Here is a 21,273-nt window from a genome sequence, read left to right on the forward strand (position 1 = left end):
CGCCAGCAGGAAGGTTGCTGCCGCATGTCCGCAACACGTCGTCAGATCCTGGCCCAGGCAAGTGCGGTGGGGGCGGGTATCGCCTTCACCGGGGCTCTGTCCGAACTCTTCGCGGGCACCGCCGCCGCGGGGAACCTGGGCGACACCGGCTACGGCCCGCTCGTCCCCGACCCGAACGGGCTGCTGGACCTGCCGAAAGGTTTCCGCTACACCGTGCTCTCCCGCGAAGGGGACCAGCTCCGTTCGGGAGAGGGCCCGGTGCCCTCCAACCACGACGGCATGGCCGCCTTCGCCGGCCGGGGAAGCCGTACGCACCTCGTCCGCAACCACGAGAACCGGGTCACGGCCAAGATCCCCGTCCCGACGGTCGGCGGCCTCACCTACGACCCCGCGGGCAAGGGCGGCTGTACGGCCCTGACGCTCGACGCCGAGCAGCGCGTGCTGTCCGAGCGGGTCGCCATCGCCGGCACGGCCGTCAACTGCGCCGGTGGCCGCACTCCCTGGGGCACCTGGCTGACCTGCGAGGAGACCGAGGACAGGGCCGGCACCAACGGGTACACCAAGGACCACGGCTTCATCTTCGAGGTCCACCCCACCGACCCGCGTCGCACCGGCGCCGTCCCGCTGACCGCGATGGGCCGCTTCCAGCACGAGGCCATCGCCGTCGACCCGCGCCACGGCGTCGTCTACGAGACCGAGGACGCCTTCGACAAACCCTTCGGCCTCTTCTACCGCTTCCTGCCGGAGAAGCCGCTGGGCGGTGTCGGTTCCCTGCGGGCGGGGGGCCGGCTCCAGGCGATGCGCGTGCCCGGCGTACCCGATCTGTCGACGATCCAGGAGACCGGCGCACGGTTCGACGGCATCGAATGGGCCGACGTACCCGACCCGTCGGCGGCCGCCACGCCCACCCGGCTGCAGGACTACGGCCCGGGGGGCATCACCCACGCGCAGAAGCTGGAGGGCTGCTACTGGGGCGGCGGTTGTGTGTACTTCGTGTCGTCCTTCGCCCGCAGCGCGGACGGCTCGGCGGCCGACCACTACGGGCAGATCTGGCGCTACGACCCGGCGCGCCGCCGGCTGACCCTGGTCGTCGTGTTCGGTCCGGACACCGATGTGCGACTGCCCGGCGAGTCCCCGGACAACATCTGCCTCGCCCCCAGCGGCGGCCTGATGGTCTGTGAGGACGGGAACGGCGCGCAGCACGTCTTCGGCGTGACCCGCGGGGGCGAGGTGTACGCGATGGCGCGGGGCCGCCAGAACATCGGGACGGCCCAGGAGCCCGAGTGGGGCGAGTTCGCCGGAGTCACCTTCGCGCCCGACGGCCGCACGATGTACGTCAACTGCTACACGCCCGGCACCACGTTCGCGGTGACCGGGCCGTGGCGCAGGTAGGAGCCGTACGGCCGGCGTCGTGGCGGGGCGGGCCACTCTCCCCGCCATGACGCGCAGGCCCGGGGCCTTGGGTCACCGGCGCCGCTACCGCACGATGCGGTGCCGCCGGCCTCCTCGGCGCAGGCGCACGGCGCCGTACACGAGGTCGGCGAGCAGCACGACGGCTCCGATGACCAGCAGATAGAACAGGCCGTGGGCGGCGTACCCGATGATGCCCAGGACGAGGGCCACAAGGATCAGGAGCAGAAACAGAATCATCGGCTCTCCGGGTGGCTTCGGCCGCTCGGCGGCGGTCGGTTCGGCGGTGGTGGGTTCGACGGTGGTGGGGACGCGGCGGCGGTGGGGGTGCGGGCGTTCAGCGGCGCCCGAGGCGGCGTTCGCCGCCGGCGCCCGGCGCGTAGTCGAGTTCGTAGTGCGCGAAGACCGCGGGTTCGTCCGATGCCGGCAGCTCACCGTCGGTGTCGATGGCGGGAGCCTTCTTCACGGTGTCCCTCGCGAAGGCGACCCGCAGATACCCCGGGCCGACGGTCGCGCCGGTGAGCGGCACGAACGCCAGCCGGCGGCGGGTGGGCAGGCCCACGGTCACCGTGGCGAAGAACGGCTTGTCGGTGGCGGTGTCGACGTAGACCGACTCCAGGGCGCCGATCTTGCGCCCGCCCGGGTCGACCACGTCGTGCCCACGCCACTCACGGATGTCGCCCGCCTCGAACATCATGAACCTCCACAGACCTGGTACCCGCCTTCGGACACCTGATGTCCTGCCGGCACCCGGGCCGACGTTACGTTGGTCCCAGCAGTCGCCGAACGACCCTGGAGAGCACCGGTGCCCGTACCCCTCGGTGAGGACGTGGTGGCGCTGCTGCGCCGCCCCAGCACTTGCTACATCGCCACGACGATGCCCGACGGCTCACCGCAGCTCACCCAGACCTGGGTCGACACGGACGGCGAGCACGTACTGATCAACAGTGTGGAGTCGCACCAGAAGACCCGGAACATCGCCCGTGACCGACGGGTGGCCGTCGCGGTGTCCGACCCCTCGGAGCCGGCCTCCTACGTCCAGATCCGCGGCCGGGTGGTCCGGGTGACCACCGAGGGCGCGGTCGACCACATCGAGGCGCTCTCACGGAAGTACCTCGGTGGCCCCTACCCGTGGTTCGGCGGCCGGGACCAGGTCCGGGTGATCTACGTGATCCGGCCCGACCGCGTCAGCTCCCCCTGCGGCTGACCAGGGCGCCGCGGCTCCGGGCGCGGACCGGGTCCGTGCCAGGTCGACGGCCGTCCACGGGCCGATGGGGCCGACTGCGGGCAGAATCGACGGTGTGGATGTGCAGCGGCCACCGGAGAAGACGCCCGACGGACACTTCGTCGTCATCGGCGGGCGGCGCTGGCGGGCGACCGATCCGTCGCTTCCCGAGGAAGCCGCCGCCCGCCTCAGACGTCATCTCATGGCGGATCGCCGCGCGGTACGGTCCGCGACCTCCGCGGGCGACCCGGATGCCGAACGGTCCGCACGCGCACGCGTGCACCACGCGAAGGTGGCGCTGGGCGAACGCGGCACACCCTGGTGGGAGCAGTCCGGGACCGAGCGCCGCCGCCGCTGGCGGGACGGACTCGCCCGGCTCGACGAGGACGGTCCGCGGTGACCTGCTCAGGACATGAGGCGCTCGCGGTCCCCCATCACGACCACCGGGTGGTCGCCGGGATCCAGGGTGCGCAGCAGGGTCCGCATGCCGGACTCCGGGACCGTGACACAGGCCGACGTACCGTCCCCGTGGTCCAGGTGCAGCCAGATACCGCCGCCCTTCTCCACCCCTTCGGGCCGGGACCAGTCGTAGGGCGGGGCGCCCACGAGGCGGTTGTAGTTGATGGCGATGACGTAGTCGAAGTCGTGGGCGTGGGCCTCGTCATCGGTGATCGTGGACGCGAAGGCGTGGTCGTCGTGCCAGTACGGCAGCCGGCTGCCCGGGTTCCCGAGCGTGCCGCCCGCGTCGGTCAGGCCGAACACGCCGACCGGAGTGCGCTCGTCGTCCATGTGGTGGTCCGTGGTCCAGCCCAGCCTGCCGTTGTGCGCGGGCCAGGCCGCCGTCCGCTGCCAGTCCGTGCCCCGCCTCTCGTAGAGCACGAGGAGGCTGTCGGGCGAGTCCCGGCGCTCACCGTAGACGACCACGACCTGACGGGAAGCGGCCGGCACCTGCTGCCACATCCGGTCCCCGACCCCCGGGAGGCGAGAGCCCACGGACGCCGGGGGAGAGGCCGACATCGCCGGGTTGTTCGTTCCCGGCGCGCCACCCGGGCTCCTCGGCTCACCGGTGCCGCACGCGTCCGTCGCCGCCAGCAGGAGGCCGCAGGCCAGAGCCGCGCATATGGCGTGCCGCGCACCACCGTGCCGCAGCCGCCGAGCAGTGGACCCCGGGACGGACCCGGTGACAGTGGATTTCCGCATGATCAGGATCCTGGGGCGGGCGAACCCGGCACGCATCCACACACGGCATCCGGCCTAACCCGGCCAACTCAGCGCCGCGACCGGTCCGACGGGCGCGCGACACACCTTTGTGCTCGTTTGAGATAAGGATGATTCAGGTGTGCGTAACGAGTTGATTGACACCGACTGATCAGGGAACCCGGGACGCGTCAACCGGCCGGTGCCGACCGCCACCTCGGCGCACCGGCGGCTGTGGTCCACTCGCAGGGGAGAAGCCGTGACACCACGCCTCGGAGCGGAAGAAGAGTTCCATGTGCTGGACGTGGAGAGCGGCCGACTCGTTCCACGCGCCGCCGAACTGATAGGACGCGTCGGCAGACCAGGCTTCACCACCGAGCTGCAGCGGTCGGTGGTGGAGAGCAACAGCGGCGTACACGGCACGCTCGAGGAGCTGTACACCGACCTCTCCTCGACCCGGGTCCGCCTGGACTCGGCGGCCGCCGGGCTCGGCCTCGCCGTCGTGGCCGCGGGCACCGTGCCGCTGGCCCGTGTGCGCCCCCTGGACGTCACCGCCGACGCGCGCTACCAGCGCATGGTCGACGACTACCGGATGGTCGCCGACGAACAGCTCATCTGCAGCGCGCAGATCCACGTCGACGTCCCCGACCGGGACACCGCCGTCCGCGCCATGTGCCTGGTCTCGCCCTGGCTGCCGCCGCTGCTCGCCCTGTCGGGCAGCTCCCCGTACTGGCTGGGGTCCGACACCGGGTACGCCAGCTGGCGGACCATGTTGTGGCAGCGGTGGCCGACCGCCGGTCCGGCCGGCTGCCACCGGGACGCCGCCGAGTACGACAGGTCGCTCGAGGAACTGATCCGCACCAACGTCATCAGCGACGCCGGCATGGTCTACCACGACGTCAGGCCGTCGGCCCACCAGCGCACGCTCGAACTGCGCATCTGCGACGCCTGCCCGCGGGTGGAGACCGTGGTGCTCGTCGCGGGCCTCTTCCGGGCCCTGGTCCGCGACGCCTGCGAGCGCCTGGCAGAGGCGGACGGCCCCCTGTGCGACGGCCGCCACGACTGGCTGCGGGCCGCCACCTGGCGGGCCGCGCGATCCGGCCTGGAAGGCCAGCTCGTCGACCCCGTCAGCCGCCGTGCGGCGCCGGCCGGCACAGTGCTCACCGGCATGACGGCCCGGCTGCGCCCGGCGCTGGAGGCGTCCGGCGACTGGGAGACCGTGCACGCGCTCCTGGAGGAGGCGCTGGCCCTCGGGAGCGCCGCACACCGGCTGCGCCGCGTCGCCCGGACCGGCGGTCTGCTCGCCGGCGTCGACATGCTGACGGCCGAGACCCGCGGCGAGCGGCCGGCGGGGAGGCCGTCGGCGCGGCCGGCCCGGCCCACCGCGTGGTGGGACCCCGTCGGAGCGCATGTCCCCGGCCACGGCACCGCCGCCCCGGCCCGGAGCGCCTGAGCCGCCCCGTCCACCGGCGGCCCCACGCGCACGGCCTCATGAGCCGATTCGGAGCCCCGGCCGACCAGGACGCCCCATCCGCCGACCTAGGAGAGTCACGTCCCCATGCACACCTCGCAGCATCCCCCGGCCCCCGAACACCACCGCCCCGGGCGTGCGACGCGCACGCGCGCGCCCGGGGCCCGGCACACGCGCGGCGCACGCCCGCCGGAGCCCGCTCGGCCCACCGGCAGGGGACGGAGGAGCAGCTGATGTGCGGACTCAGCGGAGAGATACGTCTTGACGGCGAGCGGCCGGACGTCGCCGCGGTGGAGCGGATGACCGACCGGCTCGCGTCGCGCGGCCCCGATGGGCGAGGGGTGTGGTCCCAGGGGGCCGTCGCGCTCGGTCACCGCCGGCTGAAGATCATCGACCTCTCCGACGACGGCGCCCAGCCCATGACGGACCCGCGCGCCAGGATCGCGGGAGTCTTCAACGGCTGCGTCTACAACTACCGCGAGCTGCGCGACGAACTGCGGGCGCTCGGCCACCAGTTCTTCTCCGACTCCGACACCGAGGTCGTGCTCAAGGCCTACCGGGAGTGGGGCACCGACTGCGTCCGGCACTTCCACGGCATGTTCGCCTTCGCGCTCGTCGAGCTGGACAGCGGACGGGTCGTACTGGGCCGGGACCGGCTCGGCGTCAAGCCCCTGTATCTGACGCGGACCGCCGACCGGCTGCGGTTCGCCTCCTCGCTGCCCGCCCTCCTGGCGGGGGGCGACGTCGACACCTCCCTCGACCCGGTGGCCCTGCACCAGTACTTCAGCTGGCACGCCACCGTGACCGCGCCCCACACCGTCCTCAACGGCGTACGCAAACTGCCTCCGGCCACGGTGCGCGTCATCGAGGCCGACGGCACCGAGCACGACCACCGCTACTGGCAGCCGTCCCACACCCGCCGGCCCGAGCTCGCCGCCCTGGACGCGGAGGACTGGACGGACGCCGTGCTGGACGCGCTGCGCACCGCCGTGCGGCGCCGGATGGTGGCCGACGTCCCGGTCGGCGTGCTGCTGTCCGGCGGGCTGGACTCCAGCCTCATCGTCGCCCTGCTGGCCGAGCAGGGACAGCGCGATCTCGCGACCTTCAGCGTCGGGTTCGAGGCCGAGGGCGGCGAGGAGGGGGACGAGTTCCACTACTCCGACCTGGTCGCGCGCCACTTCGACACCGCCCACCGCCAGCTCCTGGTGGCGTCGGACCGCATCCCGGGCGCGCTGGAGTCGGCGGTCCTCGCGATGAGCGAACCGATGATGAGCCACGACGTGGTCGCCTTCCACCTGCTGTCCGAGCAGGTCGCCAAGGAGGTGAAGGTCGTCCAGAGCGGCCAGGGCGCCGACGAGGTGTTCGCGGGCTACCACTGGTACCCGGCGATGTCCGGCGTGCCCCGACGGCAGGCCGCCGAGGCGTACATCGACACCTACTTCGACCGGTCCCACGCCGAGCTCGCCCGCATCCTCGAGCCCGGACTGCTGACCGGGCGGGACGTCTCCGCCGAGTTCGTGCGTGCCCACATGTCGGCCGAGGGCGCGGAGACGGCCCTGGACGCCGACCTCCGGCTGGACACCCAGGTGATGATGGTCGACGACCCCGTCAAACGCGTGGACAACATGACGATGGACTGGGGTCTCGAGGCCCGCGTCCCGTTCCTCGACCACGAGCTGGTCGAACTGGCCGCCGCCTGCCCGCCCGGGCTGAAGCTCGCCGACGGCGGGAAGGGGATCCTGAAGGCCGCCGGACGCAGAGTGCTCCCGGCGGAGGTCGTCGACCGGCCCAAGGGCTACTTCCCGGTCCCGGCGATCAAGCACATGGCGGGCCCGGTGCTGCAACGGGTCCGCGAGGCCCTCACCGCGCCGGAGGCGAAGGAACGCGGCGTCTTCCGGCAGGAGTACGTCGCGGAACTGCTCGAGGCACCCGACGCGCACCGCACCAGGCGAGGAGCGAACACACTGTGGCAGGTAGCGCTGCTGGAGATATGGCTGCAGACGCACGGAATCCGCTGACCGCGACCGACCCGGACACGTGGGTGCCGGCGCCGCCGGGCGCGGGCACCACCACGGCGACCGGGCCCCACGGCGGTGAACACCGGCCCGCGGGGGCACCTCCGGCGGGCTCCGCGAGCCTGCTCGCGGACACCGAGGCCGACCCGTCCGGCGGCGCCGCGGCGACGGCGGCCCGCCCGGCGCCGGAGCCGGTGCTCCTCACCGACGCCGCCGCCGCGCACGACGTACCGCAGCGGCTGACCGCGCACGGCTGCTGGTACCCCTCCGTGGACCCCGGTGGCCGCAACGTCGCCTTCATCTGCGACCGGACGGGGGTGCCGCAACTGTGGACCGGCCCGGTCGACGGCGAGGAGGCGCGCCTGCTGGACGCCGACCCCGACCCGGTCACGGAGGTCTCCTGGTCGCCGGACGGCCGCTGGATCGCCTACACCACCGCCCCCGGCGGCGGAGAACTCACCCGGGTCCTGTGCGTACGACCCGACGGCACCGGGCGCCGTCTGCTGGCCGGCGGCGAACCCGGTGCCTCCGCCTACCTGGGCTGCTGGACGCACGACGGCTCGGCGATCGCCGTGACACTCACCGAACCCGCGCCCGCCGGCCAGATCCGGCCCGGCCCCGAGGGGCCGGTGACGGACCTCCCGGAACCCGCCCACACCGGCGGCTGGGCGGGCCGCGACGGCCGCGCGGTGCTGCTGGGCGGACCGCCGCTCGGTGCCCTGCGGGGAACGGACGTGACCGTGATCCGGGGGCCCGGCACGGCGCCGTCGCGGGAACCCGGTCCCAGGGCGCTGGCGGCCTATCTCGTGGACCCCGAGGGCGCGACCGCGCCGGTGCTGGTGGCGAGCGAGGCGGGCGCACCGACCCTGCGCGTCTGCGGGCTCAGCCGGGACGGCAGGCTCGCCCTGCTGCGCCGGGGTCCGCGCGGCCGGCGCGAGGCGCTCGTGGTCCGCCGCCGGGACCGGGCCGTCACCTGCGCCGTCCGGGTCGCCGACGGCGATCCCTGGATCGGGGGCTTCGCCCCGGACGGCCGCACCGTGTGGCTGCGCAGCGACAGCGACCGCGAGTTCGCGGCACTCCTCGCGGTGCGGCTGGGCCCGCGGGGGCAGCGGCTGGCGCAGTGGCCGGTCTCCGCCCGCCCGGACTGCGACCTGGAACTGCTGAGCCTGCACCGGGACGGGCGGCACGCCGTCCTGTCCTGGAACGTGCGCGGGGTCAGCGAGCTGGAGACCACCAGGCTGCCCGCGACCGCCCCCGACGGGGACGGCCCGGCCGCCCTGCGAGGCTCCGCCGTGCCACCGGCCGGGACCTCCCGCGGCATCCCGCTGCCCCACGAGGTGGTCACCCGGCTCGCACCCGCCCCCGACCCGGACGGCCCCGTCGTGGCCCTGTCGGGATCGCGGCGGCGTCCCGGCGTGTGGTGGCTGCCGCACGCCTCGGCCCTGCGCACCCCCTGGTCCTCGCGCGACGAGGACGCGGTTCCCGACGCCGGCCACGCACCCGTACAGCCCTTTCCGGTCCGCCCCGTCGCCCGGGACGGACTCGCCCTCGGCGGCTGGTACTACAGGGCGCCCGGCCGCTCCCCGGGCGAGGCGGCCCCCTGCGTCCTGCATCTGCACGGCGGCCCCGAGGAACAGGAGCGTCCCGTCCTGCAGACCCTCTACCACGAGCTGCTCGGCCGTGGACTGGACGTCTTCGCCCCCGACGTACGCGGCTCGTCCGGCTACGGCCGTTCGTTCGTGGACGCGGATCTCGGCACCAGCCGGTTCGCCGCGATCGAGGACGTCGCCGCCTGCGCGGCCCATGTCGTGGTGGCGGGCCTGGCCGACCCCCGGCGTCTGGCGGTGATGGGCCGCTCCTACGGCGGCTATCTGACGATGGCGTCCCTCGTCTGGCATCCGGAGCTCTTCCGCACCGGTGTGGCGGTCTGCGGCATGTCCGACCTCACCACGTTCTTCGCCGGCACCGAACCGTGGATCGCCGAGTCGGCCGCCCACAAGTACGGGCATCCCGAACGCGACCACGAACTCCTGCGGTCCCTGTCACCGATGAGCCGTGTCGACGCCCTGCGCGTACCGGTGCTCGCCGTGCACGGAGAACACGACACCAACGTGCCGGTGGGGGAGTCGCGGCAGTTCGTGCGGGCGGCGAGGGAACGCGGCCTGGAGGCCGAGATCCTGATGCTGCGTCAGGAGGGCCACGACTTCCGCCGGGCCGACAACCGGCGCCTCTTCCGCAGGACCGCCGCCGACTGGATCCAGCGGCATCTGACGAGCCGGCCCGCCTGACCCGCCCCACCGGGAAGGCCTTCGCGTCGGGCCGCCCGGGTCACGCGATCGACGGATCGGACTCCTCCCGCACGGTCCAGGAGGGGCCCTCGGGAAGGGACTGGGAGGCGGCACCGGCTCCGCGCAGCGGGAACACGACGACCGCGACCGCCGCCAGCGCGCACAGGAGCCAGTCGAGCGCCCAGGGCATCCCGTCCGGGCCGAAGTACAGGACGGGCGTGGCGATCAGGGCCGCGAGCAGGGCTCCGCCGAGGACGGGGCCGTGCACGGCCGCGGCGAACCGCGTGGTGCGGGGCAGGCGCCGGACCGGGCGCCCGGAGACGGTGGGACGGTGGGAGCCGTCGAGGTACGGGCGTGCCTCGTCCGGGTCCGCCAGACCCATGAGCACCTCGCCGGTGTCGGCGACGAACGCGGCCGGCAGCTCGTCCTCGATCAGCTTCCACCGCTCCGGCCAGCACAACCAGCCCTCCCGCCCGCCGAGACACAGCGCCGCCCGGCCCACCTCCCCGGGAGGGGCGGCGAGTTTCAGCTCGCGGCCGTCGGCCCGCAGGACGAGCCAGTGGTACTGGGTGACGTTCAACTCGCCCGGCTTGGAACCGCGTTCGCTGTACCGCATCCTCACGGGTTCCCCGGCCCGGACCCGGACGGCGTGCAGCTCTCCCCGGGCGGCGTCGTCCACCAGCACCCGCAACTTGGCCCGGACGGCGGCCTGGCTGACCTGACGGCGTGCGAAGAGGAGGGTCTTCACCGTCAGGACGAGAACGAGGATGATCACCACTCCGGAGAGCACCCCGCCCGAACCAGCGGCCAGCCGGCTGAGCACCAGCGGAGTCAGCAGGAGAAGAACGGCGCCCGTCGTGCGGCCCGCCTGACGCGCGGGGAGGGGGAGCCGGCGGGGCGCCGGCGGAACCTGTTCCGGCGTCGGCGGCGCGTCCGGGCCCAGCCTCGGCGCCGCACGCCCGGCGAGCGCCCATCCTGCGGCGGCGACCGCGGCCGCCCCGAGGGCCGACAGTATGTCCCAGCGCGGCGCGGGAGCGTCGTAGCGTACGAAGACCAGGGACAGTGCCACGGCCGCGCAGGCCAGGGCGGCGCCGCCGAGGGCTCGGGTGATCAGGGTGGAGCGTCGCATGGGCGTCCTTCACCGGATACGTGGAGCCGGGGTGGGGGCACCGTCTCGCGAGGCCGAACAGGCACGGGCGCCCCATTTTCTTACATGATCGGCAACGAAGTAAAGGCATCGCCGGCCGCGCGGTCCGGCCGGCTCCCGGTGCCGGGCCCGGCTCAGGGGCGGGGCGCGGCACCGTCGTCGACGGGCAGCGGGACCGGCTCCTCCGCCGGTGGTGCCGCCGGGGCGTCGACGGCATGTTCCCTGTCCCGGAGGCCACTTCGCCTGCGCGTGCGGCGCAGCGCCAGCAGGAGCACCGGAATCAGCACGCAGGTGACCGCCGCGCTGTGCCACAGCAGCGCGTCGAGTCGCCCTGCGGCCAGATAGGCACCCGCGGCTACCGCGGCGAGCGCGCACACCCCGCGGTCCACGATGCTCTCGACCGACAGCAGCGTGGCCCGCGGCGCGTCCGCAGGGATGGCGTCGTTGACGAGCTTGCGCTGCACCGGATACACGAACCCGGTGATCGCGGCGAAGGCGCACAACAGCGCCGCCACGGCCCAGGGCCCGCCGACGGTGGTGCCCGCGAGCGTCGCGGCGAGCGCAACGCTCAGCAGGGACACCCACACCACCGGTGGCAGCCGGCGGCCCAGCCACTGGGGACGGGCCGAGGTCACCGCCTCCGCGACCGTCATCGCCGCGAGCACCCCGCCGTGCGCGCTCTCCTGGATGCCGTGCTCCAGCAGTACCGGCTGGAACAGGTTCACCTGGCAGATCCGGGACAGCGTGAAGACGGCCACGCCCTGCACCATGAGCAGGGCCAGCCACGGTGACGACCGCAGGGCGCGCAGCGCCGCCCTCATGTCGCGCGACAGGGTCCTGTCACGCCCTGCCCGGGCCTTCGGGCGGACCCGCCCGCCCCCGGGCGCGGCGAGCCGTGGCAGGGCGAGCGCGCAGCCGAGGGAACCGGCCGCGCTCGCGGCACTGAGCACGTACGGGGTCTGCGGGGCCAGTGTCATCAGGGGCCCGACCAGCGGCCAGCACACCACCTTGGCGCCGAGCCCCAGGGCCCGGGCCGTACCCTCGGCCCGCAGATAGTGGGCCTGCGCCCCCTCGGCCCGCAGACCGTCGTACAGATAGGCGCTCGCCGCCCCGGACGTCAGCGAACGCCCGGCGGCGATGGCGAGGAAGTGCACCAGGAAGCCCGTGTACGACGGGGACAGCACCGGCGCCATGTTCGCCGCGGTCATGACCACCGCGCCGGCACACAGACAGTTGCGGGCGCCGATACGGTCGGCGACGACTCCGGTCGGTATCTCGAAGAGGCAGAAGGCGATGTAGTAGATGCTCTGGATACCGAAGATCTGGTCGTCGGACAGGCCCGCGTCCCGCTGGTAGGCGTAGAAGACGGGCATCCACCACAGCAGGTTGAACAGGAGCTGGAACCCGTTGTTCAGGCGGATGACGCGCCGCGCGGCCGGACTCGGGACCGGTGCCGGTGGGGTGGACCGCAGCAACGGCATACCGGGCCTCACCGCGAGTAGGGGCGGACCTGGACCAGGCGGAACGCCCCCTCGGCGGTCATGAGCCACTCGATGTCCAGGGCGCCGTCGGGGTCGTCCGCGCCGAAGTGCGACTGCAACAGCCGCCCGGCCAGCGCCAGTCGGGCCAGCGCGGCGCGCGTCGCGGCCGGCAGGTCCTCGCCCGACGAGCCGACGTCGACCGTGCGCCCGCCGCCCTCCACGGTGTTGTAGAGGTACTGCTGCGGCAGGACCGTGCCGTCGACCACCCGCTCGGGCGAGCCCGGCGCGCAGTTGATGTACACGTTGCGGAAGTCCTCGCGACGGGTCGGATTGCAGGTCACCAGCACACCTCCGAGCCCGGCCGGCACGTACTCCTGGACGATCACCCCCATGTATGTGTCGTCGAGCGGGATACCGGCCTGGTGCCGGAGGCGGACACTGCGCGGCGACACCAGCGACGCCCACACCTGCCGTACCGCGTCCATGAGCTGGTCCGTGCCGCGCACCGTGGTCACCGAGTCGTAGATCCCGGCGGCGGAGAAGCCCGGCAGGTCCTCGGCGTTGGAGGAGGAGCGCACCACCAGCCGGCGCCCGTCGGCCGACAGCGGCGCCACCGACGCGGTGATCGCGCGCTCCACCTCGTCGGGCATCGGCGTGGTGCGCGTCAACTGCTGGAGGCTGAGCGCGAGGGAGTCGATCACGTCGAACGCCTCCAGTTCGAGCGCCATCTTCAGCTTGCCGATGCCCTGTTGCAGCGCGGGCGACGAGGTCAGGAAGAGATGGTGCAGCCGGAACGGCAGCGCCACGCCCTCGGGCGCCCGGACCGTCTGAGCCACCCGTGCCGCCGCCGCGGCCCGCAGCCGCTCGGGTGACGCCCCGGGCTCGCCGAGACGGGCGGCCAGGTGGCCGAGCAGATCCGGCCGAGGCGGACGTGGACGCGCGTAGAACGCGGTCAGGTCCGCGGTGCGGCTGTCCAGGACGTGGTGCAGCTCCCCGAGGCTCGCCGCCTTGGTGCCGTAACTGTCCCGGTCGGCGCTCCGCAGCCGGTGCAGCGCGAGGACCGGCGCTTCCTCCAGGAACGGCGCCTCGAGACGGATCCGCTGCTGGTGCCAGGCGGGCTTGGTCAACGCCGGTGCGCGGGACAGCCGTTCCAGGGTGACGGCGTCCTCCTGGGCGCGGTAGCGCACCCACGCGCCGTCGAGCCCGTCACGCCGTACGAGGTCGTCGAGGTCGCGGACGATCGCGTTCGGGATGCCCCAGCCCGAGGCGAGGACGTTGGTGTGGGAGAGCGGTGTGATGGGGGCCGTGTTGATGATCCCGGCGACGCGTGGCACGTCGTCGGGCGGACAGGGCATCGCGACGATGTCCGACCAGCCCAGTTCCCGGGCCGCGCTCTCGTACTCCGCCAGGGTGCGGAAGTAGCGCAGCCGGCCCCGCGCCTCGCCCGGGTTGAGGCAGGTGCGGGTCCGGTTGCCGAACAGCTCGTGGCTGAGGATGCGCGGTACCCGCGTCTCGCTGACGTGGGCCAGTTCGTGCTCCTGCCCGTGGTTCGCGGGCTTCAGCAGCAGCGGCAGGCGTCCGTCCACCCGCCCGCGCACATAGCCGTAGAACTCCTCCAGCAGCGCACCGTGCATGGTGTCCGCCTCGGTCGTCTCCAGTACCAGGAAGGGCCGTTCGGCGCCGTCGGGCTCCTCGTCGGTGTGCAGGGACAACACGCCCAGCAGGAAGCGGCGTTCGGGGTCCGTGTAGACGGAGGCGTTGAACGCGTCCAGGTCCGCGTCGAGTTCGTCCAGCGACAGGCCGAGAACGCGGGTCGCGATGTAGTTGACGTGGAAGGGGTGCACCCGGGTGTCCAGCAGGTGCCAGGTGTCCTCCGCGCGGTCCACCACGACTTTCAGGTAGGGGTGTCCGGCCAGCACCCCGGACAGGGTGCGGAACAGCGGCAGCGAGAGGTTGGCCCCGACGACCGTGCGGTCACCGGCCGCGTCGGGCACGCCGGTTCCGTCGAGTGTGAGCGTCATGCCCGCACCCCCTCGCCGGCCTGTGCGGGCAGGATGCGCGGCAGGGCGTCCACCAGCGCGGTGAGGTCGCGGACCACGGACTGCGGCCGGTCGGCCGACAACAGACACAGCCCCGCCATGGTGTTGGCCCCGGCGGCCGGGTCGTAGACCGGTACGGGGGTGCCCTTGGGCAGCGAGTTCTCGTGGACGACGGAAAGCGAGCTGCCCGCGCCGATCGGCGCGCCGCGCAGGACCGCCGCCGGGTCCCACAGATGACGGCGGTCCCACGGGGCGCCGTCGCCGTCCACCGCGAGAACCACCAGGGAGCCGGCCGCGCCCTCGGCGTCCTCGCCGGTCAGGGCCCGTGCCGGCCACGCGGGGGAGCGGCCCAGCAACTGATCGGTGAACATGCCCACCAGGTCGAGCCCGAAGACCTCCTCGATCTGCGGCACCGTCATCGCGCCGCCGAACCGCGCGGCCGTCTCGATGACCCACATCCGGCCGTCAGCGCCCAGCTTGATCTCCGTGTGGGTCCCGCAGTTCTCCAGCCCCAGGGCCTCGACGGCCAGCCCGGCCAGCTCCACGATCCGGTCCTGGGCGTCGCCGCCGAGCGCCGCCGGGGTGATGCCGGCGCGCTCGGTGAACGGCGCCACCGTCGGCATCCGCCCGCTCACGCAGACCGGGCGGAACACGCCGTCCACGACCACGCCCTCGACACTGACGTAGTCACCCCAGCCCGAGCCGTCGAACCACTCACCGGCACAGCCGCTGACGATCTCCTCGACGATGAAGTCCTCACCGGCGCCCGCCACATGGAGCTCCGCGAACCCCAGCAGCGCCGATTCCGTCATCACCGCCCGCGACCGCTGCCAGGCCTCCCGCGCCAGTTCGGGCGCCTCGATGATCTGGTGCGCCGTCGAACCGGCGCTCCAGGCGGCCTTCAGCAACAGGGGGTACGACAACTCGGCCGCCGCACAGTCCAGTTCGGCGGCGTTCGCGACCGGGCGGAACCTCGGCTGGGGTATCCCGCGGCGTTCCCAGGCGGCGCGCATCAGCCGCTTGTCACGGGCCAGCGCCGCGGCGGGCCCCGCCCCACGCAGCCCGAGCCGCCGGGACGCCTCGGCGACCGCGACCACCGCGTACTCGGAGAACGTGACGACGGCGTCCGCGCCGACCTCACGCGCCCGCCCGGCGATCAGCCCGACGAGGTCCGAACCGGGAAGGTCCCCGGCCGTGACGACCGACTCGCACAGCCTGCCGGCGTCCGCCGCCACCGCGGCGGGCAGCTCGCTGAGTGCCAGCAGGTGCACCGCGGACCTGGCGGCCACCCGCGCCAGGGCGTGTCCCACCGGGGGACCGCCCTTGGCATGCACGTACAGCACCCTGCTCACGAATACCCAACTCCTTCGATGTCGCCGTTGGTCGAGGCGCGTGCCGCGCCCTGCGCGTACGGCGGGACCGCGGCCGCCCAGAACGCGCCCGCCGTCTCACCGCCTCCTTCAAGCGAACCAGCCCCGACCCCCGGCCGAGGGCCCGTGATTCGCGAACGGCTCAGGCAAATGCCCGACTGCCGAAGGTGTTCGCCGTCCCGTGCGGGGCCGGCGGTGCGCTAGGGCCTCTCGTTGGGATCGATCGAAAGACCCCGGGCCGGTTCCGCCCCGGAGGCGGCGCTTCCGGCCGCCCCCGCATGTCTGCCGCGCTACGGGAAACGCATGATGTGTTACGCAAAGTAACGTAGTAGACGGTTGAAGGAGTTGGGCCGTGGACGAGGCGGATTTCAAGGCGCTGCTCGAGACCCTTCCGGTGTCCTGGTGGGAGGCCGACGGCGGACTGACCGTCACCGACAGCGGGGGCGGCGCGTTCGGCGACCAACGCACCGCCCGCCGCTTCCTGGAAGCCCTCTGCGCCGACCGCTGCGGCACACCGCTCCCCTCCGGCACCGGCTCGTACCAGGCGTCCTTCGAGGGCCGGACCTTCGACGTGAACTGGCCGGCCGAGGACGTGGGCCCGGACCGGCACGGCAGCAGGGGAGTGGCGGTCGAGGTGGGCGGCGCCGAGGGGAACCCGTACGCCTCGTTCGCCGACCTCACCCCGGCCGCCGCCTTCGTGCGCGACGCGGGGGGCCGCTACCTGTGGGCCAACCACGCCTACGCCCACCTGTACGGCACCACGCGCGACGACGTGATCGGCCGTCATCTCACCGATGTCGACGAACCCGACGACGTCGAACGGTTCCTCGCCCTGGACCGGGAGACCCTGTCCTGCGGCACCCCCGTCCGGCACACCCTCACCTACCGGCGCTCCGACGGGTCACCGGGGCACGCCGCCGGATACCGCTTCCCCGTCCGCTGGGGCGCCGCGCGTTGCGTCGCCGGCATCTACGTCGACGTCACCGAGCACACCCGGGCACTGGACCAACGGCACCGGGCCGAGGAGGACTTACGAGCTCTGCGCGACCACAGCGGCCTGCCCTGCGTCCGCCTGTCCGCGGACGGACTCGTCGAGGAGGCGGGCACGGCGGTCGCCGAACTCCTGCGCGTCCGTCTCTCCGACCTCATCGGCCGGCCCGCGGACTCCCTGCTGGCGGACACCCCCGAACGTAGCGGCCTGCACCGGATCTGGAACGACCTCGTCGGCGGCCGGCGCCGAAGCGCGCGCACCTGCGCCGTACTCGTCGACGCGGACAACCGGCAGCGCCGGGCCCTGATCCAGCTGAGCGCCGTGTGCCGTGTCCCGGAGCGGGTGGCCGGAGTGTGGGCCGTCCTGACACACCTCGGCCTGCCCCACGAGGCGCGACCACCCCTGACCGCGGCCCAGGTCCGCATACTCGCCCTGCTCGCCGCCGGGCGCAGCAACGCGGAGATCGCAAGGACACTGCACCTCTCACGGCAGACGGTGGACTACCACCTCAGCCGGCTGCGCGACCTCCTGGACGCCGCCACCCGCCCGGCCCTGGTGGCCCGCGCCTACGTGCTCGGCATCCTCTCCCCCCAGGCCTGGCCCCCGAGGTCCGCCACGGCGGCGCACCCACTGAGCCCGGTCTGAGTGCGCCGTCCGGCCGGGCCGAGTGCGCCCGACGGCGCCGCTCAGCGGCCGCGCAGACCCGCGGTGGTGGTACCGGTGCGCTCGCGCAGCAGGGCGCGCAGGGTGGCGGCGTGCTCGTAGCCGACCCTGCGCGCGATGGTCTCCAGGGACAGGTCCGTCGTGCGCAGCAGATGCGTGGCCTGCTCGACGCGCAGATCCTGCACGAACCGCACCGGCGTGGTGTCCAGCACCCGGCGGACGGTGCGCTGAAGCGTGCGCTCGCTGACACCGAGGGCGCGCGCCGCGGCGGCCAGGCTGTCCGGCGCGTCGAGGTGCCGGCGAGCCCACCGCTCGAAGGCGGCGACGAGCGGGTCGCTCTGGGCCAGGGCGCTCGGGATGGTGTAGGCGGACTGCGAGGGCCGTTCGTCTACGACGAGATAGCGGGCCACCAGGTCGGCCAGGGCCGGGCTGGCCGCGCGGACGACGGCGAGGGCGAGGTCGACGTGCCCGAACGCGGCTCCCGCCGTGGTCACCCCCCTCGACGTGATCACCATGCTGCTCTCGTCGAGCGCGACGTCCGGGTAGCGGCGGCGGAAGACGGGCGCCAGCCACCAGGTGGTCGTCGCCCGGCGGCCGGCGAGGGCGCCGGACTCGGCGAGCAGGAAGGTGCCCGTACAGGCGGAGGCGAGGGGCTTGCCGCGGTCCCGGCGGTCGGCGACCAGATCCCGGACGCCGGCCAGGTCCGGGCCCGCCACCCGTTCCAGGAGGGCGTCCGGCCGGCGCTCGGCGAGCGCGGGAACCAGCAGCAGCCCTGCGGTGCCCCCGGCGGAGGCCGGCTCGGCCGTGACCAGGTGTCCGGCGCCCGTGCGGACCTGACGGCTGAAGCCGATCGTCGTCACGTTCCAGGCGGGTGGCGGCTGGGGGAGTTCACCGCGCATCGCGTTGGCCGCCTCCAGGACGTCCAGCACGGCACAGAGCCCCGAGTCGAACACGCCGTCGTACACCAGCACCGAGACGTCCATGCCGGAAACGCTAACAGGCGCGTCGTTTCCGACAGCACGTCCCGTGGGGCCGTAGGGAGGCCGGCAGCGCGGGCATCGACGAGGAGGGGGCGCACCGGCGCTGCCCGACAGCGGCACGTCGCGCGCCCCGGCCGACCGAAGTGTCTGCCGTGACCAGGTATTTGGCCCCCGCGCGGCCCGCCGTCCCGGGACCGGCGGGCCGACGCCTCGGTGGACGCCGACGCGGGGTAGTCGGAACCTACGCGCCCGTCGATTGAAACGGAAGCCCCAATTCCTGTTGACCTTCGGTGCGCGTGCCGACCACCGGTCGCGTACTGCGGGCGGGCGCCGCGAAGGCTGTCGGAAACGATGCCAGGTGTGTCGTTTCCGACACTGGGGCCGGATGCGGCGCCGGCCTAGCGTGGATGGTGTTCCCGCAGGGAGGACCCGGGACCGGCCGGCGCCGGCACGCATGCCGCGCCGTCACTCCGGAACACCCGCCCAGGCGCCCGTCACCGAGGCGCCGGACCCAGAACCAAGGAGCCCGCCATCATGAACAACATCGGTCTGCTCGCCCGTATCGAGGCCAAGCCGGAGCACGCCGACGACGTCGCGCGCATGCTCACCGAGGCCGTGCACCTCGCCGAGGAGGAGAAGCGGACCGTCACCTGGTTCGCCTTCCGCGAGGACGTCACCACCTTCGGCGTCTTCGACACCTTCGAGACCGAGGAGGACCGCACCGGGCATCTGCGCGGCCGGATAGCCGCCGCCCTCATGGGAGCCGCGGACACCATGCTCGCCGCGGCGCCGGACATCCGGCCCGTGGACCTGCTCGCGGTCAAGCTGCCCTGAACGACCCCGTCGCCCCCGCATCCCGCAGTTCCCCCAGCTCAGGAGGCCCACCGCCCATGACCCCCACGACGCCCGCCCCGGCCCCGGCGTCCCAGGCGCCGCACGACCCGGCTCCGGCCGCCCGTTCCCGCACCCACACCTGGGAGCCGCCGACCAGCTACGCCGACGGTGCCGGACGCTCGGGCCTCGAGGTGCTCCGCATGTGCCTCGACGGCCACCTCCCCCAGGCGCCGATCTGCGGCACGCTCGGCTTCCGCCTGGTGGCGGCGGAGCAGGGCCGGGCCGTCTTCGAGGGCGATCCCGCCGAACACCTGCTCAATCCCATGGGCACGGTGCACGGCGGCTTCCTCGCCACGCTCCTGGACTCCGCCCTCGGCAGCGCCGTGATGTCCACGCTCCCCGTGGGGCGCGCCTACACCACCGTCCAGCTCGGTGTGCACATGGTGCGCCCCGTCCTCGCGGGCACTCCGAGGCTGCGCTGCGAGGGCACGGTGGTCCACGCCGGCCGCACCACCGCGACCGCCGAGGCCAGGATCACCGGCACGGCAGACGGGAAGCTCTACGCGCACGGCACCACCACATGCGCCGTCTTCACGCTGCCGGAGGGAGTCTGACCGTCCATCATGGCCGCGACCTCCCTGGGGTGAGCAAGCGCTTGGTAAGGTGCTGAGGAGTCCGCGGGACAGGGAGGACGCACCATGCCGTCGTCGCAAGCAGAGGCCTTCTACGAGCGGGAGGCGGCCGACCGGTTCCTCCCCACCGGCTACACCCGGGGTCCCTGGGCCGCCGGCTCCCAGCACGCCGGGCCGCCGGCCGCGCTGCTCGGGCTCGCCGTCGAGCAACGCCCGGGCGGACGGCCGGACATGCGGATCACCCGGCTCACGTTCGAGATCACCCGGCCCGTCCCCATACAGCCGCTCACCGTCACCACCCGCGTACTCCGCGCCGGCCGCAGCGTCGAACTCGTGGAGGCCGCCCTGACACCAGAAGGCGGGACGGAGGTGATGCGGGCGACGGCTCTGCTGATGCGGACGGCGCCCGAGTCGGTACCGGAGGTGTCGCCGGGCCCGCAGGTGCCCGGGCCCGGAGCCGTGGCCCCGCAGGCGTTCTTCCCCGTTCCCTGGGACCAGGGCTACCACACCGCCATGGACGTGCGCTTCGCCGCGGGATCGTTCCTCGAACCCGGCCCGGCCACGGCGTGGATGCGGATGAGGGTGCCCCTGGTCGCGGGGGAGGAGATCGCACCGCTCAGCCGGGTGCTGACCGCCGCCGACTCCGGCAACGGCGTCAGCTCGGCACTCGACTTCCATCGCTACGTCTTCGTCAACGCCGATCTCACGGTGAGCCTGCACCGCCACCCCGAGGGCGAGTGGGTCTGCCTGGACGCGCGGACGATGGTGGACGGCGCGGGCATCGGTCTCGCCGAGTCCGCCCTGCACGACGAGAAGGGCCCGCTGGGTCGCGGCACGCAGAGCCTGTACGTGACCGAGCGCGGATGACCGGGCCGTGTGCCTGCCGCCCACGGCGACGCCGGGCGAGCGCTCTGCGTGCCGCCGTCCACCGCACCCCCGAGCCCGCTGCCGCGCCGACGGCCCCGGCTCTGCGCCGACGGTCGCGGCGCCACGCCGTACGGCCCGCAACTCCTTTGCCACGCACGTAACTTGCTACCTACACTGACCCATCGAACAACGGGTAAGGAAGGTAAGGAATGCGCCGACTCCTGCAGACCGCGTTCGCCGTCTCCGCGGCCGCGCTGCTGAGCGTGGGTCTGACCACGTCCGCACACGCCGACGGCTCGAACGTCAGCATCTACACCTACAACCAGGCCGGTATGGCGACGTTCAAGCCGTACGGCGAGCACCTCCTCGTCAACGACCTGTCGGCGGACGGCTGGTCGGCCGTGGCCCGCCTCGAGGTGGAGGGCTACGGCACCTACTACTACTGGGACCGGCAGGGCGCGGACGCTCCGGCGCGCGACGTCGACCTGTCGTTCGCCGAGGGCCACAGCGTCGCCCTGACGGCGTTCCTGGGCAAGTGGCAGGGCACCGCGGACGGCGGCATCGACTGGTCCAGCTACGACCACATGACCGACTCCGTCCACACCACGACCTGACGGACGGCCCGCGCAACACCGGCCGTCGCCCTGCCGGAGCTGGGGCGAC

At 73.5% G+C, this 21,273-nt stretch carries 19 protein-coding genes; 11 read left to right on the forward strand and 8 right to left on the reverse strand.

The features are described from left to right. Positions 1-24 precede the first annotated feature (24 nt). The gene (locus ACZ6B1_RS29775) at positions 25-1,392 is read left to right on the forward strand and encodes an alkaline phosphatase PhoX (protein WP_468783375.1); all 1,368 of its coding nucleotides are present in this window, start codon (positions 25-27) and stop codon (positions 1,390-1,392) included. 84 nt (positions 1,393-1,476) lie between these two features. On the opposite strand, the gene ACZ6B1_RS29780 is transcribed toward ACZ6B1_RS29775, so the two are convergent. Together ACZ6B1_RS29780 and ACZ6B1_RS29785 are read right to left on the reverse strand one after the other, a co-directional pair. Next, the gene (locus ACZ6B1_RS29780) at positions 1,477-1,650 is read right to left on the reverse strand and encodes a hypothetical protein (RefSeq protein ID WP_468783377.1); all 174 of its coding nucleotides are present in this window, start codon (positions 1,648-1,650) and stop codon (positions 1,477-1,479) included. Between the two features lie 97 nt (positions 1,651-1,747). After that, positions 1,748-2,104 carry a PRC-barrel domain-containing protein gene (locus tag ACZ6B1_RS29785; RefSeq protein ID WP_468783504.1) on the reverse strand — a complete coding sequence of 119 codons (357 nt, stop codon included), beginning with the start codon at positions 2,102-2,104 and terminating at the stop codon, positions 1,748-1,750. A 111-nt stretch (positions 2,105-2,215) separates the two neighbouring features. Between ACZ6B1_RS29785 and ACZ6B1_RS29790 the strand changes: the two genes are divergently transcribed. Beyond that, the gene (locus ACZ6B1_RS29790) at positions 2,216-2,617 is read left to right on the forward strand and encodes a PPOX class F420-dependent oxidoreductase (protein ID WP_468783379.1); all 402 of its coding nucleotides are present in this window, start codon (positions 2,216-2,218) and stop codon (positions 2,615-2,617) included. Positions 2,618-2,681: 64 nt separating this feature from the next. Continuing rightward, on the forward strand, positions 2,682-3,035 hold the full coding sequence (locus ACZ6B1_RS29795) for a hypothetical protein (protein ID WP_468783381.1): 354 nt from the start codon (positions 2,682-2,684) through the stop codon (positions 3,033-3,035). Positions 3,036-3,040: 5 nt separating this feature from the next. On the opposite strand, the gene ACZ6B1_RS29800 is transcribed toward ACZ6B1_RS29795, so the two are convergent. Next, positions 3,041-3,595 (reverse strand): L,D-transpeptidase family protein, encoded by a 555-nt coding sequence (locus tag ACZ6B1_RS29800; protein WP_468783383.1) that lies wholly within the window; start codon positions 3,593-3,595, stop codon positions 3,041-3,043. Between the two features lie 496 nt (positions 3,596-4,091). Between ACZ6B1_RS29800 and ACZ6B1_RS29805 the strand changes: the two genes are divergently transcribed. The 3 genes from ACZ6B1_RS29805 to ACZ6B1_RS29815 all read left to right on the forward strand — a co-directional run bounded on the left by ACZ6B1_RS29805 (position 4,092) and on the right by ACZ6B1_RS29815 (position 9,606). Next, positions 4,092-5,285: a carboxylate-amine ligase gene (locus ACZ6B1_RS29805; protein WP_468783386.1), complete on the forward strand. Its 1,194-nt coding sequence runs from the start codon at positions 4,092-4,094 to the stop codon at positions 5,283-5,285. Positions 5,286-5,536: 251 nt separating this feature from the next. Further along, entirely contained in the window at positions 5,537-7,321 is a 1,785-nt protein-coding gene (locus ACZ6B1_RS29810) for an N-acetylglutaminylglutamine amidotransferase (protein ID WP_468783388.1), read from the forward strand. After that, entirely contained in the window at positions 7,294-9,606 is a 2,313-nt protein-coding gene (locus tag ACZ6B1_RS29815) for a S9 family peptidase (protein ID WP_468783390.1), read from the forward strand. Before ACZ6B1_RS29810 ends, ACZ6B1_RS29815 begins: the two co-directional genes overlap by 28 nt. Before the next feature lie 40 nt (positions 9,607-9,646). Here the strand turns inward: ACZ6B1_RS29815 and ACZ6B1_RS29820 are convergent, their stop codons facing one another. The 4 genes from ACZ6B1_RS29820 to ACZ6B1_RS29835 form a co-directional block, all read right to left on the reverse strand. Continuing rightward, entirely contained in the window at positions 9,647-10,735 is a 1,089-nt protein-coding gene (locus ACZ6B1_RS29820; RefSeq protein WP_468783392.1) for a hypothetical protein, read from the reverse strand. Positions 10,736-10,887: 152 nt separating this feature from the next. Further along, on the reverse strand, positions 10,888-12,234 hold the full coding sequence (locus ACZ6B1_RS29825) for an MFS transporter (protein WP_468783394.1): 1,347 nt from the start codon (positions 12,232-12,234) through the stop codon (positions 10,888-10,890). 8 nt (positions 12,235-12,242) lie between these two features. Continuing rightward, positions 12,243-14,255: a PEP/pyruvate-binding domain-containing protein gene (locus ACZ6B1_RS29830; RefSeq protein ID WP_468783396.1), complete on the reverse strand. Its 2,013-nt coding sequence runs from the start codon at positions 14,253-14,255 to the stop codon at positions 12,243-12,245. Next, the gene (locus ACZ6B1_RS29835; protein ID WP_468783398.1) at positions 14,252-15,625 is read right to left on the reverse strand and encodes an ATP-grasp domain-containing protein; all 1,374 of its coding nucleotides are present in this window, start codon (positions 15,623-15,625) and stop codon (positions 14,252-14,254) included. Before ACZ6B1_RS29835 ends, ACZ6B1_RS29830 begins: the two co-directional genes overlap by 4 nt. A gap of 370 nt (positions 15,626-15,995) precedes the next feature. On the opposite strand from ACZ6B1_RS29835, the gene ACZ6B1_RS29840 reads away from it, so the two are divergent. After that, positions 15,996-17,279, forward strand: coding sequence for a helix-turn-helix transcriptional regulator (locus ACZ6B1_RS29840; protein ID WP_468783400.1), 1,284 nt, complete (start codon positions 15,996-15,998; stop codon positions 17,277-17,279). Between the two features lie 41 nt (positions 17,280-17,320). Here ACZ6B1_RS29840 and ACZ6B1_RS29845 read toward each other — a convergent pair whose 3' ends face one another. Further along, positions 17,321-18,280: a GlxA family transcriptional regulator gene (locus tag ACZ6B1_RS29845; RefSeq protein WP_468783402.1), complete on the reverse strand. Its 960-nt coding sequence runs from the start codon at positions 18,278-18,280 to the stop codon at positions 17,321-17,323. Between the two features lie 531 nt (positions 18,281-18,811). On the opposite strand from ACZ6B1_RS29845, the gene ACZ6B1_RS29850 reads away from it, so the two are divergent. The 4 genes from ACZ6B1_RS29850 to ACZ6B1_RS29865 all read left to right on the forward strand — a co-directional run bounded on the left by ACZ6B1_RS29850 (position 18,812) and on the right by ACZ6B1_RS29865 (position 21,224). Then, positions 18,812-19,111 (forward strand): putative quinol monooxygenase, encoded by a 300-nt coding sequence (locus ACZ6B1_RS29850; protein ID WP_468783404.1) that lies wholly within the window; start codon positions 18,812-18,814, stop codon positions 19,109-19,111. A gap of 56 nt (positions 19,112-19,167) precedes the next feature. Further along, on the forward strand, positions 19,168-19,725 hold the full coding sequence (locus tag ACZ6B1_RS29855) for a PaaI family thioesterase (RefSeq protein WP_468783406.1): 558 nt from the start codon (positions 19,168-19,170) through the stop codon (positions 19,723-19,725). A gap of 84 nt (positions 19,726-19,809) precedes the next feature. Beyond that, a complete protein-coding gene (locus ACZ6B1_RS29860; protein ID WP_468783408.1) occupies positions 19,810-20,610 on the forward strand; it encodes a thioesterase family protein in 801 nt (266 codons plus the stop codon). A 209-nt stretch (positions 20,611-20,819) separates the two neighbouring features. Beyond that, on the forward strand, positions 20,820-21,224 hold the full coding sequence (locus ACZ6B1_RS29865) for a hypothetical protein (RefSeq protein WP_468783410.1): 405 nt from the start codon (positions 20,820-20,822) through the stop codon (positions 21,222-21,224). The last annotated feature ends 49 nt before the right edge of the window (positions 21,225-21,273 follow it).

The sequence above is a fragment of the Streptomyces sp. NPDC041129 genome, from assembly GCF_055592265.1.